A 16,272-nucleotide genomic window follows, 5' to 3' on the forward strand; every position below is an offset into this window, starting at 1 on the left:
TTGGGCCGCCTGTCGCTGATCGAGCCTGTCGAGATCGAGGAACGAGGAACGAGCGTATCGAGACGGGCCGCTCAAGCTAACTGTCCCCGCCACCTCGCAACCGTCTCGACAAAGTCCTCCAACTGGGCACGCGTGGCATCCGGAGTGATCGCCCGCAGCACGACTTCGTCCACCGCCCGAAGGTAAGGCGCCAGATCTTCGCGGCCGCGAATGGTCGCCTGCATCGCAGTGACGCCGAGCCGCGCGAAGTTGGCGGCGTAGCTCGGAAAGCTCTCATAGGTCGATGCCTCAGATTTCAGCGTCGGCAACGCGCCGGCGTCGACGATGGTGCGCACGTAAATCGCACCGGAGACGGTGCGATCGTGGGCGTCGCGGTGCAGGTCGGCCATCGCCTGCTCGGCTTCGGCAGGTGGCAGCCAGTTCAGCAGCACGCCGTCCGCCTTCTCCGCGCCCAGCCGCCGCATCTTCGGGCCGAGCGCCCCGACATAGATCCGCGCCGTCGTGCGGCTCGAGAGGTCGTCGATCGCGTCGCGAACTCGGGAGAGCGGATGCCCCCCTCGGCCCGCTCCGATACCCAGAGTCAGCCGGTCGGCGGGGAGCGCGCTGACGTCCAGGCCGCTGGCGGGGCGACGATCGAGCGGGATCACGCCGGAACCGAGCCGAAGCCTTGATGTCACATCCGCGGCCACTCGCAGGCCGGCAAGCGAGTCGCCGCCGGGCACGTCGTTCAGCCAGAGCGCGTGGAAACCGAGCTGTTCGAGCCGCGGGGCGAGCGCAACGATCGTGTCGTGCGGGGTTGCCCCGTGCAAGCCGACCGAGAGGAGCGCGCCGCCGTCTGGCATCCCGGGGTCAGCGTCGCGACGCCCTGTCATCGCGGAGGAACCTTTGCTCTGGCATCCGACTTCCACAGCAGCCAGCCCCACCAGACCTGCGCCGCCCCAAACAGGAGCCCCGAAACGATTCCGGCGACGGGCACGAACGGTGCGCCGAGGGCATGGAATGCCACGGCGCCGACAGCAAGTAATACGCCGGCGGCGCGGGGAAATACCGCCGCGCGCGCAGCCGCGATCCCGATCAGAGTCAAGCCGACGGCCCACGCGAGCCACAACAGTCCGAGGCAGATGAACACCCATGATGTGAGCAACGGCCCCTGCAGCGCCAGCACGTCGGGGAGCCTCTCGGCAAGGACGGGGAACGCCAGTGCTTCCACGATGCCGATCCCGAGCCCGCCGATGGAGCCGACCAACGTCAGGATCAGGCCCACCTGCCCCAGTCGACCCATACTGTTGCCGTGCACAGCGACCAGGCCGGCCGCTCCGATGGCCGCGAGAACGAACATCAAAGCGAACGCGATGTGGAGGGGCTGCCACACGTCCGTCTCCCGAACCACGTCGGCCACCGGGCGGACCAGGATGCTCGGGTGCAGAAACAGAAGCATCGCAACGATCACGCCGCTGAGCGCGAGCAAAACGGCGGATACGCGAACGGGCACCTGCAGCACTGCCATGACCGAAGTGTACGACCGGTGCACGCCGCGAGATAGGGTGCGACTGCGCCCCGTCCCGCTGGTCGAGTGGCTCGTCGGAGCCCGCATCCCGCTGGTCGAGTAGCTCGCGAAGCGAGCGTATCGAGACCCCGTGCCAGCTTGACGCCGGGGACCGGCAGGTCCAACGTTGGGCCAGCGGAAATTCCGCGGTGAGGCTCGGGAATGGGTTCGACCATGAACGCGATGGACAGAGTCGGAGCGTTGAGCGGGGCGGCGTATGTGATTCTGGCCAACGTGGGCAACACTCTCGGCCAGGATGCGAGCCTTTCCGAAAGCGCGACCGGCGAGGAGGTGCTCGAGTCGTACGCCCGATTGGCCGATGATGTTGGACGCCAACTCGGTCTCAGTATCGAAATGCTGGGGCTCGCGACCTGGATGATCTTCGTTGGGTATGTCTACTCGCGAACGCGTGGCGCGGGATGGCTTGCACCCGCGGCTCTCGTCGCCGGAACCATCTCCATCGCCGTCAAGTTCGCATCGTTCGCGCCGGTGATTTCGATCTATCTGCTTCGTGGCGACATGGAACCGGGAACGGCGAGCATGCTCGCGAACCTGAACCTCGTATCGTTCATGATCGATACTCTGCCGGCCGGACTATTCGTGGCGTGTGGCGCCGCTGCGGCCATGGCCAGCGGCGCGCTTGGCCGGGTTCTGGGCTGGGCCGGAGTGGTGTGCGGCGTGATCGCGGCGGGCGCTGCCGTCGTGATCGGCATCCGGATTGAAGGGTCGTTTGCGCCGTCGTTCCTACTGGTCATGGTGTGGGTTTTCGCGGTCAGCATCCGCTGGGGATTCGCGCGCAGTCGCGCCAAGGCAGCGGTGACGGGCGCTGACTGATCGAGCCCGCCCCGCTGATCAAGCCCCACTCCGCTGAATCGGGCTATGGGTGAAAACCACTTCTAGCGGTAATGAACTCATCAACCAGCACTACTCCGGCGAGCATCAGCTCAGTGGCCCGTTCGAAGTCTTCCGGCAATACGTGGCACTTCCTTGTATCCGAATCTGGAGATCCTGAATTGCCGCCTGGCGTGGTCCTCAAGGGCCACTCTGCGAAGATGGCTCATGTGCTGGGCCAGACGTGCGTCCTGTTGACGACGTCGAGGTGTGACTCTCTGGTCTGAAGGCACCTGTGAAAGGTAGTCATGGATCGCGGGGCGAGAACGATCACCATCATCGATGTCGCGGCAAAAGCCGGGGTGTCGGTCCCGACGGTGTCCCGAGTACTCACCGGCGCGGCCCGAGTGAGCGAGAAGCGCCGCCGGTTGGTTCTTGACGCGATTGAAGAACTGGGTTTCCGACCCAGCGCAGCCGCACGCATGCTCGCTTCCCGGCGAACGAAGGCGATCGGCGTTCTGGCGGGAGACACGTCGCACTATGGGTATGCCGAGACGATCCGAGGAATCGAACTGGCCGCGCGCGCCGAGGGGCACACGGTGTCAATCACGCTGATTGAGAGCGCTGATGAGGACGCGGTTGAACGTTCCGTCGCGCTTACCTTGACCCAGGCGCTGTCCGGCGTGATCGTCCTCAAGTTCGACCCCGCTGGGGAGGCCGCGCTCGAGCGTCTTCCCTCGGACTTACCCGTCGTCGCCCTGTCGGGGGTTCCGTCGCCCAATTTCCCCCAGGTGCTGATGGCAGAGGAAGAAGCTGCCGCCGAATTGACGACGCGTCTCCTTGAGCTTGGTCATCGCACCGTGCACCATGTACGCATTCCGCCAGGCAACCATGAGGATGGACGCACGACGGGGTGGCGGAGGGCGTTGACGGATGCGGGCGCCCCCGTTCCGGCTGTACTCGATGCCACCTGGGAGCCGATAAGCGGTGTCCGGATCGGACGTGCGCTCGCGGCGACTCCCGACATGACGGCAGTGCTCTGCGGCAACGATGAAATAGCGATGGGCGTGATGCGGGGACTCGGTGAGATGGGTTTGCGGGTACCCGCCGATGTGTCCGTCGTCGGGTTCGATGATCACCCTCTCGCCCAGATCTGGATGCCCTCCCTCACCACGGCCCGGCAGGACTTTGCCGATTTGGGAGCCAGAGGCGTGAAGCTCCTGATGCAGGCGGCAGACCAGACGGAGGAGGTCGGTCACTCGGTGGCGCATCCCACGGTGATCTGGCGCGAGAGTGCCGCCCCTCCGCGCGTGACGTCGGAAGCCGGTGAATGAATGAGTGAGTGCCGGGCGCAGACGCGCCCGGCACTCACTGTCATCTAGCGGCAGGTGGCTCCGGTGAGCGGAACCGCTATCGCTTGGGCATTACCGGTCGCTCTTCAGCACGAACGGCGCGATCGCGATCCAGTCGACATCTGGCGCAACCGCATAGCCGGGGAGGACCGTGTCGTCGCTTGTGCTCGACGTCGCGCCTTCGTCGATGTACAACGTCGGGCGCGTGTTGCCGAACGTTATCGATCCGCCATTCGTCGAGAGGTCGAGGGGCATGACCGCTTCCCAGAAGTTGGTTGCGGTGTACGTGTACCGGAACGTCGTTCGTCCGGCCAGGCCCTCCGTGCCTTTCTCGCTCGCCTGGAGTCCCAGGTCCACCACTTGCGGGTTGTAATCATGCGTTCCTTCGATGTCGTCGTTGGAGAAGTGCACGATGGCGTCGTAGGCGCCGGCCTTGTGGAAGCCCTTGAGGCGGGGGATGGTGAGCGTGCCCTCGTCGGCGGCGTTGGCATTGGTGATGCCAAGGCCCTTGACGTACCCGTCGCCGCTGCCGTTCGTGAGAGCGTCACCGAATCCCGACACCTCTGCGGTCCCCGCGAGATCGACCACACCGAGGTTTTCCGCCTCGACGCGAATGATGCTCGCATCTCCGTCGACGGCTCGCGTCGTCGAAACTGAGTCAACGCTCACTGCAGAGCTGCTTTCCAACTCGATCTCGGTGATGCCTTCGGGCAGGTGAACTCGTGCCGTTGAGCTGGAATCCTTACCCTTCTTCGTGAACACTGCAGCCTCTCGGCCGTTCACGTTGAGCGTGATCTCGTTTCCCTTGGATCCGCTCCACGCCACAGTGATGTCGTAGTAGCCCGACTCATATGTCGATGGATAGAGATCCGCGCGTTCGCCGTCGGCAAGGCTGGCCTTACCATCCTCGAGGGTCGCGCCGCCGATGAGGCGGAACGTCGAGGCCGGGTAGTGGACCGACTCCGCGTTCACCGTGTCGCCGACCCGCACCAGTTCGAACCGGTCAAGCGTGACACCACCCTGTTCGCCAGCGCCGGGCAGCAACGTCGTACCGTCCTTGCTGGTTCGCAGGCTGAGGGTGTGGGCCCCGGCTTCGAGAGCGACGTAAAGCTCTGCGGTTCCTCGAGCCACGGTTCGAACGTTGCTGGGCTTGATCGCGTTGGCCCCGTACTGCACGACATTCGAGAATGCGTCGTCCACGAACAGAGCGTGCTGTGCAGCGGAACCCGGCGTCGCGCCGAGCACCTGCAGTCGATACAGGCCCGCCGTTTGAACGTCGACGCTCCAATCAGCACGCGAACCCACGGCGGCGAATCCAGACACGTCACGGTCGCCGGATGCACGGTATCCCGAGGGCGTGCGAATCGATGACGCCTGAAGGCTCGCCGCTTCGGCCTCGATCATGTGTCGCTCAGCCTGGGCTGCAGCTGCAGCCTCGACGTCGCGGCTCGTGGCGGGGGTGATGATCACCTGGTAGGCGCTGCTGGAGTTCGCTGACGGGATGCGAAGATCCACCTTTCCATCCACGACTGCGAGGTCGTCGGCTGCAAGAACAACCCTCGGCGTTCCGGCGATGCCGTCGGTTCCGTTGACGAGGTTCTCGCGTACCTCGACATCGACTGTGCCTCCGAACGTGGCGGAATCCAGGCCGGTCAGCGAAACTCCGCCGTCACGACCGTTCGGGATGCCACCGACGATGACCTGTCCGCGACGGGATTCGCGGTCGACAGCGCCGATCGCGAGTTCCTTGCCGGTGGTCACACCAACGGTGCGCGAACCGGTCATGTCCCCGTACCACTTGAACAGCCACCAGCCTCCGTTAGCCGCGTTGACCTTGGCCTGGTTGTCAGACAGGGTGCCTGATGCCGTCCAGTACGCGGTCTGTGCGTCCACTTTCGCTGCTTCGAAACCGGCGAACCATCGCAGCAGGTTGGCTGGCGAGCTCATGTCGCTGCTCGCGCCCCACTCGGTGATGTTGATCGACGGCATCTGCTCAGGCGTGAGACCCACCTCGGCTGCATACTTGCGAAAGAGTGCGGCGCGATCGGGGAGCCACTGATAACCGCGCAGCTCGTGCCAGACGTAGATGTCCGGAATGGTGCCCGTGGCCTTCGCCATCTGGAGGAACGTCTTGATGTTGGCCTCCCCACGCCAGGCCGCGTCGCCGGGGCCAGCGATCTTCGGCCGCTCCAGCCCGTTCTTCGCGTAGGTGTCGGTGATCACCTTCCAGGCCGCAGCCCAGTCAGTCGCACCACCGGGGGTGTAGCTGTTGGGCTGGTTGCCCAGATGCATGAAGCGGTTGTAGAGGTCGTTTGTGTTCAGCCACTGCAGGTCCACCTCGTTGAACGGGATGAAGACGTACTTCTCCGGGTTCTCGGCCTTGCGAGCAACCTCGTCGACGACAATCTCGAGCACTTCGAGGTAGTCCCATAGCCCATTCGCCGCAGCGGTGTACTCGCCGGTCAGGCGCCCGTCTGCATCGCGGGTGTAGGTGCGATCGTCACCGGGCCTCTTGCCGCCGTTGTAGGGCCAGTCCGGGTAGTAGTCCTGCGTGTAGAGGTACAGGTCCTCGCCGTACTTGTCGAAGAACGTGTCCTCGACGGTGAAGGCGTCGCCTCCCGGGTGCTGGGTTCCGAACGGCGGCTTCTGTGAGACGTTGGTCATCGCCGCGCCGTTCACCAGCGCCTGGGTGGGGGACCCTTCGTCTCCCAGACCGTAGAGAGTTCCGGAGGCCCCGCCGCGGAACTCTCCCGTGTCCTGGGCGAAGTTCACCACCACCGGTTCGAGAGGACGTTCGGTGACAGTGACGTTGGCGATGAACGGCTCCGACCAGCCTTCGGCTGTTCCCTGAACGGTGAACTTTGCGCCTGGCGTGGCGTATGCCGAGTGCGGCACGGCGTTCCAGGTGATCGCCGCGGTCGCGGTGATGCCTGATTCACGGGTGACGTTCACGGTGGCCGGGAGGGCAGGCGCGACGCCAGCCGCGGTCGACACGTCAAAGTTTTGGCGCTCGACGGAGACGATCCCGCCAACGTCATCGGTGTACATCCCCGACACCTGTGCGGCCGTCAGGGCGCTTTTGTACACCGCGAAGTCATCGAACTCGCCGCCGAAGAATGCGGCCCACGGACCAGACCACGGGACGCGCCCGATGAGACCGGAACGCGTGCTGTTAGCGGCCGCGAGCTTGGCGAAGTCGAGGGTGACCGCTTCCTTCCGTACCAGCGCACCGTTGATGTAGTAGGCGACTGACGTGCCATCTGAAACCGTCGTCACCTGCGCCCAGGTGTTGGTCGGGAGCGGGTTGGGGGCCACGGCCTTGACCTCGGTACCGGAGTTCGCGACTGCCTTTGACTGGCCGCCCTCGTTCGGAACGAGGTACAGGCCCCAGTTGTCTGACGGCAGCGCGTCGCTGCCGACGATGTATGCCCACGGCAGCTGATTCGCATTCGCGCCGTTCCACTTGATCCAGGTGGAGACCGTCATCGCCGTGGTGCCGGAGAACAGGCCGGCCGGGATGTCGAGATACGGCTTATCTGTCGCTGAGGAGTTCTGTGCGCCCCCCGGGAACAGGCCGGACTTGCCGGCGTCGGTGACAGGCCCGGAGCCTCGCGGGAGCGTCGGAGCATTCCGCACGCGCGCATCGAAGGCGTTCCCGAGAGAGCCCTCATTCTGGATGACGCTGGCGGATGCATCTCCGTCGAACGTATAGAGGATCGCCGGTTCTGGTGGGATTTCGTCCGCCGATGCGGGCGCGATGCCCACGACGGCTGAGGTGGCCACGAGCGGTACTGCCGCGAGTGCGGCGAGTGCTGCTCGAAAGCCCCGGGCCTGTGTGCTGGATTTTCTCATCTCGACCTCTGCGTTGAGTTGGATAAAATGAAAGCGTTATCATTTCTGGGTGCGAGCGTAACCGGATCTCCAACAAAGCGCTAGTGCGAGTCGGAACTTGCGGGTGAACGTCGCGAAATTTGCGGGCTGATATTGATAGCGCTTTCAGAAAATACTTGCATTGGAATTTGATAGCGCTATCATTTCTACTGCAGCACCCATTAGACATCCGCAACGACGAGGAGTTCCGTGCCAAACGACATGCTTACCTGGGGCCATGACCGGTTCCAGCTTCAGTTCTCCTGGTCAGCTGACGGGCCAGTGCGACTGACCGGCGTGTCCCGCAGCGGGAACGCGACAGAAGTTCACGCGCTGCCGGTCGTCGAGTTACTGACGATCGCTGCAGGAAGTTCTCCGGCATCGGACCGGCTGTCACACACGGCGACTGGGCAACGGCTTCGCTACGTGAGCCACAGCAGCGGCACGACCGGTTCCTCGGCCTGGTTGCACCTGGTGCAGACTGACGGTGTCGTCAGGGTGACCACGATGCTCGAACAACCTGACCGAGTCGCGGCGGTACGCGCCCGGACTCAGGTGGCGAACGTGGGGTCGGCCCCCGTCGTTTTGCGGTCCGTGACGAGCTGGTCCTCCGGCTTCTCTGCCAATGGCAGCGCGTCCCCGGATTCACTCGCCGGTTGGTCACGCCTCTTCGGATCCAGTGACTGGCTCGCCGAGGGCCGCTGGGCATCCACCCTTCTTCGCGGGCCGGAACTCCCTGACCTGGCCGAACACCTGACAGGACACAACCCGCGCAGCGCGATCGAAGTGACGTCGGACGGAACCTGGTCGACGGGAAAGAACCTGCCGACCGCATTCCTTGAGAACGCCGGCCAGGGCCTGGGTTGGGGTTGGCAGATCGAGCACAACGGGGCGTGGCGCTGGGAGATCGGCGAGGACACGTCAGGCGGATACTTCGCCCTGTCCGGGCCGACTGAGACAGACTCGGGCTGGACTCGGTGCCTCACCCCGGGCGACGAGTTCGAATCGGTTCCGGCGGTTGTGACCTTCGGCTCCAAATTCGACGACCTCGTCGGATCGCTGACCGCGTTTCGTCGGTGGGCTCGCCGGCCTCACGGCGACAACGCGTCGATGAAAGTCGTTTTCAACGACTACATGAACACGCTCAACGGCGACCCGACCACCGAAAAACTTCTTCCCCTGATCGAAGCGGCAGCCGCCGTCGGCGCCGAAATCTTCTGCATCGACGCCGGCTGGTATGACGACAGCGGGCACTGGTGGGACAGCGTCGGTGAATGGCGGCCATCGACGACTCGCTTCCCGGGCGGCCTGGGAGAGGTCATCGACGCGATCCGCGCTGCAGGCATGGCCCCGGGGCTGTGGCTCGAGCCGGAGGTCGTCGGCGTGCGCAGTGCCGTTGCGGAGAGCCTGCCGCTCGAGGCATTCCTTCTCCGGCACGGACAGCGGGTTGAAGAACACGATCGGTATCACCTGGACCTCCGTCACCCGGCTGCCGTCGCGCATCTGGACGGCGTCGTCGACTCCCTCGTTGACGAGTTCGGCATCGAGTTCTTCAAATTCGACTACAACATCAACCCGGGGGCCGGGACCGATCACGACGCAGACAGCGTCGGCGACGGTCTGCTTCAGCACAACCGGGCCCACCTTGCGTGGCTTGACGCTCTGCTCGACCGGCATCCGTCGCTCGTGATCGAGAACTGTGCGTCGGGTGCCATGCGGTCCGATTCAGCGATGCTGTCCCGGCTCGCGATGCAGTCGACCTCTGACCAGCAGGACTTCGTCAAGTTGCCGCCTATTGCTGCGGCAGCCCCCCTGTCGATGTTGCCGGAACAGGCAGCCAACTGGGCTTATCCGCAGCCGTCCATGGCCCCTGAGGAAGCTGCCTTCGCGCTCGTCACCGGGCTCCTCGGTCGCTTCTACCTGTCGGGATACATCAACCAGATGACGGCCGACGGCCGATCACTGATCTCAGAGGCTGTGACCGCGGCGAAATCGTTGCGTCCCGACATCTCAACAGGGACGCCATACTGGCCGCTCGGCTTGCCCGGATGGATGGACGGCTGGGTCTCACTCGGCATGCAGGGCACGACATCCGACGTCATCTCGCTCTGGCGTCGCTCCGCAGACGCGCCCGCAGTGACCATCGAACTTCCCCATCTGATCGGACGCGAGCTCTCGATCACCACAATCTTCCCGACGCAATTGGCCCCCTGGCAGACAGCCTGGGATGCCGCGACAGGAATCCTCAGCGTCCGCGGCGACGAATCACCGGTCGCGGCAAGGACGTTGCGCCTCCAACCCCTCGACACGACCGACTAGAGGCCTGCACCATGCGCGACCACCGGGTCGCGTACCATCACAGAAACATAGGAGCAATTCAATGAAGAACGCTTTGAAGGGGGCCGTGGCTGTCGCAGTCGCCGCCACCCTGGCCCTCGCCGGCTGCTCGGACCCGGGCGCAGGCTCGACCTCGGCGGCACCGGCCGAGTGGCCCGCCCAGGATGCCGACCTCAAGGGAACGACCCTCACGATCTGGGCCGCCCAGAACTCGAACACCGTGCCCGACTCTGTCGTTTCGGAGTTCGAGAAGCTGACCGGAGCAAAGGTCGAGGTCGTCACGATCCCCGACCCCTACGAGCAGGGTATCCAGACGAAGGTCGCGACCGGCGACAAACCGGACCTCGCCTTCTGGCAGCCCACGGCATCCCAGCTCACCGCCCTGAACGCCACGACGAACCTCCAGTCGCTTGATGGCGCACCGTGGCTGGGATCCTATGACCCGGCACTCCGCGACATCACCGGCACTCTCGACGACACCCGATATGCCGCACTCATCTCCACCCCCGCAGTTGAAGGCGTCTACTACAACAAGGAAGTACTCGCTGCCGCCGGAATCACCGAGACGCCCACCGACTGGGACTCCTTCGTCCAGCTCGGGCGCGACCTCAAAGCCAAGGGCGTCACGCCGTTCTTCGAAATGGGAGCCGACCGCTGGGCAACCCAGTGGTGGATCCAGGTGCAGCTCGCCGACGCAGCAGCCGATGGGCTCTGGGACCGAGTGAACGCCGGCGAAGAAAAGTTCACCGACCCGACGATCCAGGGCGCGATCGATACCTATGACAGCCTCATCAAGGAGGGTCTGTTCAACGACAACATCAAGACGGCCACCTTTGAAGACCAGGGTGACGCCCTGCTCGCCGGAGACGCCGCCATGGTGGTGCAGGTGAACTCCTTCTTCAGCCAGCTGCAGAAGAAGGCGGACACCGCCGAGCTCAACGACAAGATCGGCTTCTTCCCCATCGCGCCCTCAGGCAACGTCGGCACGTTCATCCCCGACCAGAGCAACGCCCTCGTCGCCTTCAAGACCGGTGACGACAAGCGCGAAGCAGGTGCGCGCCAGCTGCTGTCGTACTGGCTCGGCGACGGCTACGCCGACTTCGTTGACGCACAGGCGACAGTGTCCCTCCAGGAATCCGTCCCCACGCCAGACTCCGTTCCCGAGGCGCTCCTCTCCGTGAGCGACTCGCTGTCAGACTCGGTTGGATCGATGCAGGCGCTCGCTATCGCGAACCCCGACCTGTACATCTTCCTCGCCGACATGATCCAGGGCACGAAGACTCCCGCCGAGGTGGCCGAGGCCACTCAAAATCAGTTCGCGGAACTGGCCAAGGCTCAGGGAGCCTCGGGCTTCTAACTCACCCGGTGGTGGTGCCGGCGCTGTGCCGGCACCACCATTCCCGAAAGGTAACCCGCTCGTGGCCACCAATACCCTCCTTACTCGAGGTTCGACCCTGAAGGGGATCCGGACCGCTGGGCCGACTCGACGTTCCAAGCAGGACCACCCCCTCTGGTTCCTCGTCCCGGCACTCCTGGTGCTCGTTGTTTTCTTCTTCGTCCCCACGGTCTTCAACTTCGTCTACGCCTTCACCGACTGGTCGAGCTTCAAATCAGAGATCAACTTCATCGGGTTCGACAACTTCGTGTCACTGTTCAATAGCGGCACCCTGCTCAACTCGCTCCGGGTCACCCTGATCTACGCGGTACTTGTCGCCGTGTTCCAGAACCTCTTCGGACTCGCTCTTGCCCTGTTGCTCGAGCGGGACACCGCTGTGAACCGGGCCGTTCGCGTGGCATTCTTCGTGCCGGTCATCATGTCCGCACTCGCCGTGGGCTACATCTTTCAGGCGCTTCTGAAGCCTGAGGGGGGCCTGAACTCGATCCTGTCTTCCATCACCGGCACTGACGTCACGATCGCCTGGCTCGGCGACACGACCTGGACCATCGTTGTGGTCGCTCTGATCCACTCGTGGAAGTGGATGGGGCTGTCGATGCTGATCTACCTGGCCGGGCTGAAGACAATCGATCAGGACATGCTCGAGGCTGCTCGGCTTGACGGTGCGGGCTACTGGTCGACTTTCTGGCACGTCAAATTCCCGCTGCTGGCTCCCGCGGTCACCTTCAATTTCACGACCGCGCTCCTCGGTTCAATGAACGGCTTCGATGTCGTGCAGGCGACGACGGAGGGCGGCCCGGGTGGCACGACCGAACTCCTCAACATCTTCATCTTCCGAACCTTCGGCCAGGGGCTGTTCGCTCAGGCCACCACGATGAGCCTCATCCTGTTCCTTGTCGTCATCGTGCTTGCCTTCCCCGTCATCCGAACCCTGCGTAAACGAGAGGATGTCCTGTGACTTCCGTATTGCCCCGTCGTCCGCGGGTTCTGACACGCACATTCCAACCTGCCGCCGCCGTCCTCGCTGCGGTCCTCCTCCTCGGCCTCCCGTTCTGGCTCGTGATCGTGACTGCCTCGAAGACGCAGGAAGAGGCGTTCAACCCCACGCTCGCCCTGCCGAACGACTGGCAGTTGTTCGAGAACTTCGCCACCGTCTTCAACGACGGCAAGATGCTGCCGGCATTTCTCGGCAGCATCCTCGTGATGGTGCCTGCTGTCCTCGGTGTTCTCATCCTCGGATCGATGGCCGCCTGGATCCTGGGCCGACGGGGAGGCAGAGGACTCGCCGTCGTCTATGCGCTCGCCATCAGCGGCATCATCCTGCCGCCGGCGGTCGTCACAATCGTTCTGCTCCTCCGTCAACTCGGGCTCGCCGGAACAGCCGTCGGCATGATCGGCGTCTACATGGGGATGTACATGTCCACGGTGATCTTCTTCGTCACCGGTTTCGTGCGCACCATCCCTCGTGAGCTCGAGGAAGCAGCCCGCGTGGACGGAGCATCACCGGTGCGGGTTTTCATGAAGGTCATCCTGCCCCTTCTCATGCCGGTGCTTGCAACCGCGACAATCCTGATCTGCCTGTACATCTGGAATGACGTCTTCTACGCGCTCTTCGTCGTCGGTGGCAGGCTCGATACGCTGCCTCTCAATCTGTTCCAGGTGGCGAGCGCCGGCCTGTACCTGCAGAACTGGCACCTGATCTTCGCGTACATCATCCTGATGAGCCTGCCGTTGCTGATCACGTTCATCGTCGCCCAGCGGAAGATCATCTCTGGAATTACCAGCGGCGCTGTCAAGTGAGTGCCGAACGCGACAATCCGATGGGAGCATAAGAAGGTGAGAGAGCCCAGGCGCCAATCGACGATGGCTGACGTCGCCAAGCTCGCCGGCGTGTCCGTCCCGACCGTTTCGCGAGTGCTCTCGGGGACGGCCAATGTGAGCCCGAAGCGCCGGGTACGGGTCGAATCTGCCATCGCAGAGTTGCACTTCCGGCCGAGCGCCGCAGCTCGAGTCCTTGCTTCGCGGCGCTCTGAAGTAATTTCGATTGTCGCCGGCGACACCTCGAAGTATGGTTACGCCGAGACCATCCGCGGTATCGAGGAGGCAGCACGCTCGCACGGGTACACGGTCATGATCACGGTCGTCGAGACGACGGACGCGAGCGACCTCGATGCTGCACTCGCCTCAACGCTCTCCCAGCCGATCGCCGGGGTGATCGTGCTGAAATTCGATCCGCCCGGAGTCGCCGCGCTTAAGCGTGTGCCGGACGATATTCCTGTGGTGGCTCTCTCCGGAATACGTGAGACCCGCTTCGTGCAGGCCGTCATTGACGAGACGAAGGCGGCCGAGGAGCTCACCAACTACCTTCTGGAACTCGGGCACGAAACAGTGCATCACGTTCGAGTCCCTCCGTCGCGGCGGGAAGACGGCCGAACGACCGGATGGCGCCGCGCTCTACGGAATTCCGGCCGCGAGATTCCCGTCCCACTTGACGCGTCGTGGGAGCCTGCGTCAGGTCGGGCCATCGGATGGGACATTGCCGATGATCCGTCGGTTACCGCGGTGTTCTGCGGTAACGACGAGATCGCCATGGGGGTGATGCGCGGGCTCAGCGACAAGGGGCTCCGCGTGCCAGAGGACGTCAGCGTGGCGGGCTTCGACAACCACCCACTCGGGTCGCTGTGGAATCCGGAGCTTACGACGGCGTACCAGGACTTCGCCGGCCTCGGTGGTCGCGGATTTCAGCTTCTTATCGCTCAGTTGAGAGGTGAATCCGGGCCGCGGTTCTCCTCGGAGCGGCCACCCCTCATTGTGCGGGAGAGTACGGGTCGTCCGGGCATTCGCCGTGGCAGCGACTCGCTCGATCAGCCCAAGGCTGTGTGAAAGGTTTCGTCGCTCCGGCCGCCCGCTGGGCGCGCCGCCAGCGCTGATCGAGCCCCAAGCGCTGATCGAGCTTGTCGAGATCCGAGCCCGCGGAAACTTGGGCCGAGCCCAATTGCAGTAACGTCGCTGATCGCATCAGCGAATGTTGAGGCGGGGAAGCCACTCCTCTCGCATCCGGAACTTCAGGGACTGCGCTGTAGCCGGAGAACCACACTCCAACCAGGTGAGTTCGCACTCACGGATCCAATCGTTGACCACGCTGATCTGTACGGGACGCAACACGGTAAGCCGCGATCGGGCGGTTTCTCGGTCGATCCTCAACAGGTCTACGGCGACACTTGCTCGGAACGTGCTGCGGCTGAGATCAGGCCCAGTGGCGAGATGTTCGCGGATGCGACCGCGCAGTCCCTTTGTCCCGACAGCTTCCCCAACGAAGACCGGTTCGCCGTCATGCGACCACACGTGGACTCCCGGGGCCGTCGGGATGTCGGGCGCCGTGATGTCGTCAACGTCCCAAGATCGTTGCTTCATCATTCGAGCCCATTCGGGGCCTCGGCTCTCTGATCTCTCGTCTTCCACGCCGAGGGCTCGATCGATAGCATTGAGGATGGAGGAGTGACCTTCGGCGTCGTCGGCTCCATACGCCTGCATGTCGGCCAAGGTGAATTTTTCACGCATAGGTAACAGCCCTTTCTGTTAGCCGACCGCGGATGCTCACGCAGGAGATGAGGGTGCTGTCGCGGGTTACTCACACGCCCCAGACTGGCAGCGCCGCCGATCGCCTGACAGCACCAGTTCTGGTGGCACTCGCGGCCGACAGTTGGGGCCACGCTCCGCCCTCAGCTTCGCTTCACGCTTAGCCAGCGGGTGGGGGGCGAGAGCCATCGCACGTTTCCCGAAATCGTGTGCCGTGTGAACGGCCTGTTGCATGGCCTCCTGTGCCGCGCCCTGCCAGATGAGGTTCACGCCCCGGACTGGGGCGTGAACCAATGCGCGTCGGCCGGGAGACTGTAGTCGGATGCTCTCCTTCCGGCGATCACCTCTTGACCTCATCAGAAGGAGTGCAATGTCTGCGCCTACCCCCGGCTGGTACGCCGACGCATCAAGCGGAAACCAGGTCCGATGGTGGAGCGGTACCGCCTGGAGTGACTACCCGACGCCCAGCGTTCCTGCTCCCGCTGCTGCCCCTGCTCCTGCAAATAAGCGACCAGTTCCAAAGGCCGTGAAAGTCGCGATAGGTACGTCGCTGGGGTTCCTCTTTCTTCTCATCGCGGCTGGCAGTGGCATCTTCCTGCAACTCGTCGTTCTGGTGGGGCTGCTCGCTGCCGCCCTTGGTGCGTACGCAGCAGTCGTGGGCTCGGCACCCCGATTCAAGCTGAAATCGCGGAAAATCGGTGCGTTGCTGCTGGGCTCAGGCCTGGTTATAGCGATGATCGGTGGCGCTGCCAATGCGGCGACCTTTGCACCGCCTCCAGCGTCGCTTTCCGCGGGCGTGGCATCCGGGTCCGATGACTCCGAACCGACTAGCGCTTCGACTCCTACACCGACTCCAACCCCCACTCCAGTGGTGGAACAGAAGGAAGTGCGGGAGCCAATCGCCATCCCCTTCGAAAGCACCACAGCAAACGACGCCAATCTCGCAGTCGGCACGACGGCGATCGCTGTCGCTGGTGCGAACGGGGAGAAAGTCATTGTCCACTTGGTGACGTACACGGATGGCGTCGAGACGGAACGCTCAATCCTTCGCGAAGAGGTCATCACGCAGCCCGTCACGCAGGTGACGGCTGTGGGCACGAAGCAGCCAGTTGTCGTTCCTCCGCCCGCACCGGCCCCTCCGCCCGCTCCTGCTCCCGGGGTCTACTATGCGAACTGTGACGCTGTCCGGGCGGCTGGAGCCGCACCGATCCATGCAGGACAGCCTGGATACAGCACCAAGCTGGACCGGGACAAAGACGGCATCGGATGCGACACGTAGGAGACACCGTCACCGGGACGACGCTCACCCGACTGCGCCGCCCCGGATGGCAAGGTTTGTGCACACCAAGCTCCAGGGTAAG

The 16,272-nt window shown here is 64.0% G+C and carries 11 protein-coding genes; 8 read left to right on the plus strand and 3 right to left on the minus strand.

Features of this window, described 5'->3' with window-relative positions:
- Positions 1–71: 71 nt before the first annotated feature.
- Both ABIE24_RS06820 and ABIE24_RS06825 read right to left on the minus strand, forming a co-directional pair.
- Positions 72–872, minus strand: coding sequence for an LLM class flavin-dependent oxidoreductase (locus ABIE24_RS06820; protein WP_354498042.1), 801 nt, complete (start codon positions 870–872; stop codon positions 72–74).
- Positions 869–1,507, minus strand: a complete 639-nt coding sequence (locus ABIE24_RS06825) for a hypothetical protein (protein WP_354498045.1) — start codon at positions 1,505–1,507, stop codon at positions 869–871. The genes ABIE24_RS06820 and ABIE24_RS06825 overlap by 4 nt, the downstream gene beginning before the upstream one ends.
- Positions 1,508–1,729: 222 nt before the next feature.
- Between ABIE24_RS06825 and ABIE24_RS06830 the strand changes: the two genes are divergently transcribed.
- Together ABIE24_RS06830 and ABIE24_RS06835 are read left to right on the plus strand one after the other, a co-directional pair.
- Positions 1,730–2,380 (plus strand): hypothetical protein, encoded by a 651-nt coding sequence (locus ABIE24_RS06830; protein ID WP_354498047.1) that lies wholly within the window; start codon positions 1,730–1,732, stop codon positions 2,378–2,380.
- A gap of 305 nt (positions 2,381–2,685) precedes the next feature.
- Complete coding sequence (locus ABIE24_RS06835; protein ID WP_354498049.1) at positions 2,686–3,711, plus strand: LacI family DNA-binding transcriptional regulator; 1,026 nt, start codon at positions 2,686–2,688, stop codon at positions 3,709–3,711.
- Between the two features lie 90 nt (positions 3,712–3,801).
- On the opposite strand, the gene ABIE24_RS06840 is transcribed toward ABIE24_RS06835, so the two are convergent.
- The gene (locus ABIE24_RS06840; protein WP_354498051.1) at positions 3,802–7,581 is read right to left on the minus strand and encodes a LamG-like jellyroll fold domain-containing protein; all 3,780 of its coding nucleotides are present in this window, start codon (positions 7,579–7,581) and stop codon (positions 3,802–3,804) included.
- Between the two features lie 228 nt (positions 7,582–7,809).
- Between ABIE24_RS06840 and ABIE24_RS06845 the strand changes: the two genes are divergently transcribed.
- From ABIE24_RS06845 to ABIE24_RS06870, 6 genes are all read left to right on the plus strand, one after another.
- A complete protein-coding gene (locus ABIE24_RS06845; protein ID WP_354498053.1) occupies positions 7,810–9,918 on the plus strand; it encodes a glycoside hydrolase family 36 protein in 2,109 nt (702 codons plus the stop codon).
- A gap of 61 nt (positions 9,919–9,979) precedes the next feature.
- Entirely contained in the window at positions 9,980–11,293 is a 1,314-nt protein-coding gene (locus tag ABIE24_RS06850) for an ABC transporter substrate-binding protein (protein ID WP_354498054.1), read from the plus strand.
- A gap of 61 nt (positions 11,294–11,354) precedes the next feature.
- Positions 11,355–12,290 (plus strand): carbohydrate ABC transporter permease, encoded by a 936-nt coding sequence (locus tag ABIE24_RS06855; protein ID WP_354498056.1) that lies wholly within the window; start codon positions 11,355–11,357, stop codon positions 12,288–12,290.
- Entirely contained in the window at positions 12,287–13,132 is an 846-nt protein-coding gene (locus ABIE24_RS06860) for a carbohydrate ABC transporter permease (protein WP_354498058.1), read from the plus strand. Before ABIE24_RS06855 ends, ABIE24_RS06860 begins: the two co-directional genes overlap by 4 nt.
- 63 nt (positions 13,133–13,195) lie before the next feature.
- On the plus strand, positions 13,196–14,215 hold the full coding sequence (locus ABIE24_RS06865) for a LacI family DNA-binding transcriptional regulator (protein ID WP_354498060.1): 1,020 nt from the start codon (positions 13,196–13,198) through the stop codon (positions 14,213–14,215).
- 1,066 nt (positions 14,216–15,281) lie between these two features.
- Positions 15,282–16,190, plus strand: a complete 909-nt coding sequence (locus ABIE24_RS06870; protein WP_354498062.1) for a G5 domain-containing protein — start codon at positions 15,282–15,284, stop codon at positions 16,188–16,190.
- Positions 16,191–16,272: the final 82 nt, after the last annotated feature.

The organism is Mycetocola sp. 2940, from assembly GCF_040548835.1.
In the GTDB taxonomy this organism is placed as follows: domain Bacteria; phylum Actinomycetota; class Actinomycetes; order Actinomycetales; family Microbacteriaceae; genus Mycetocola_A.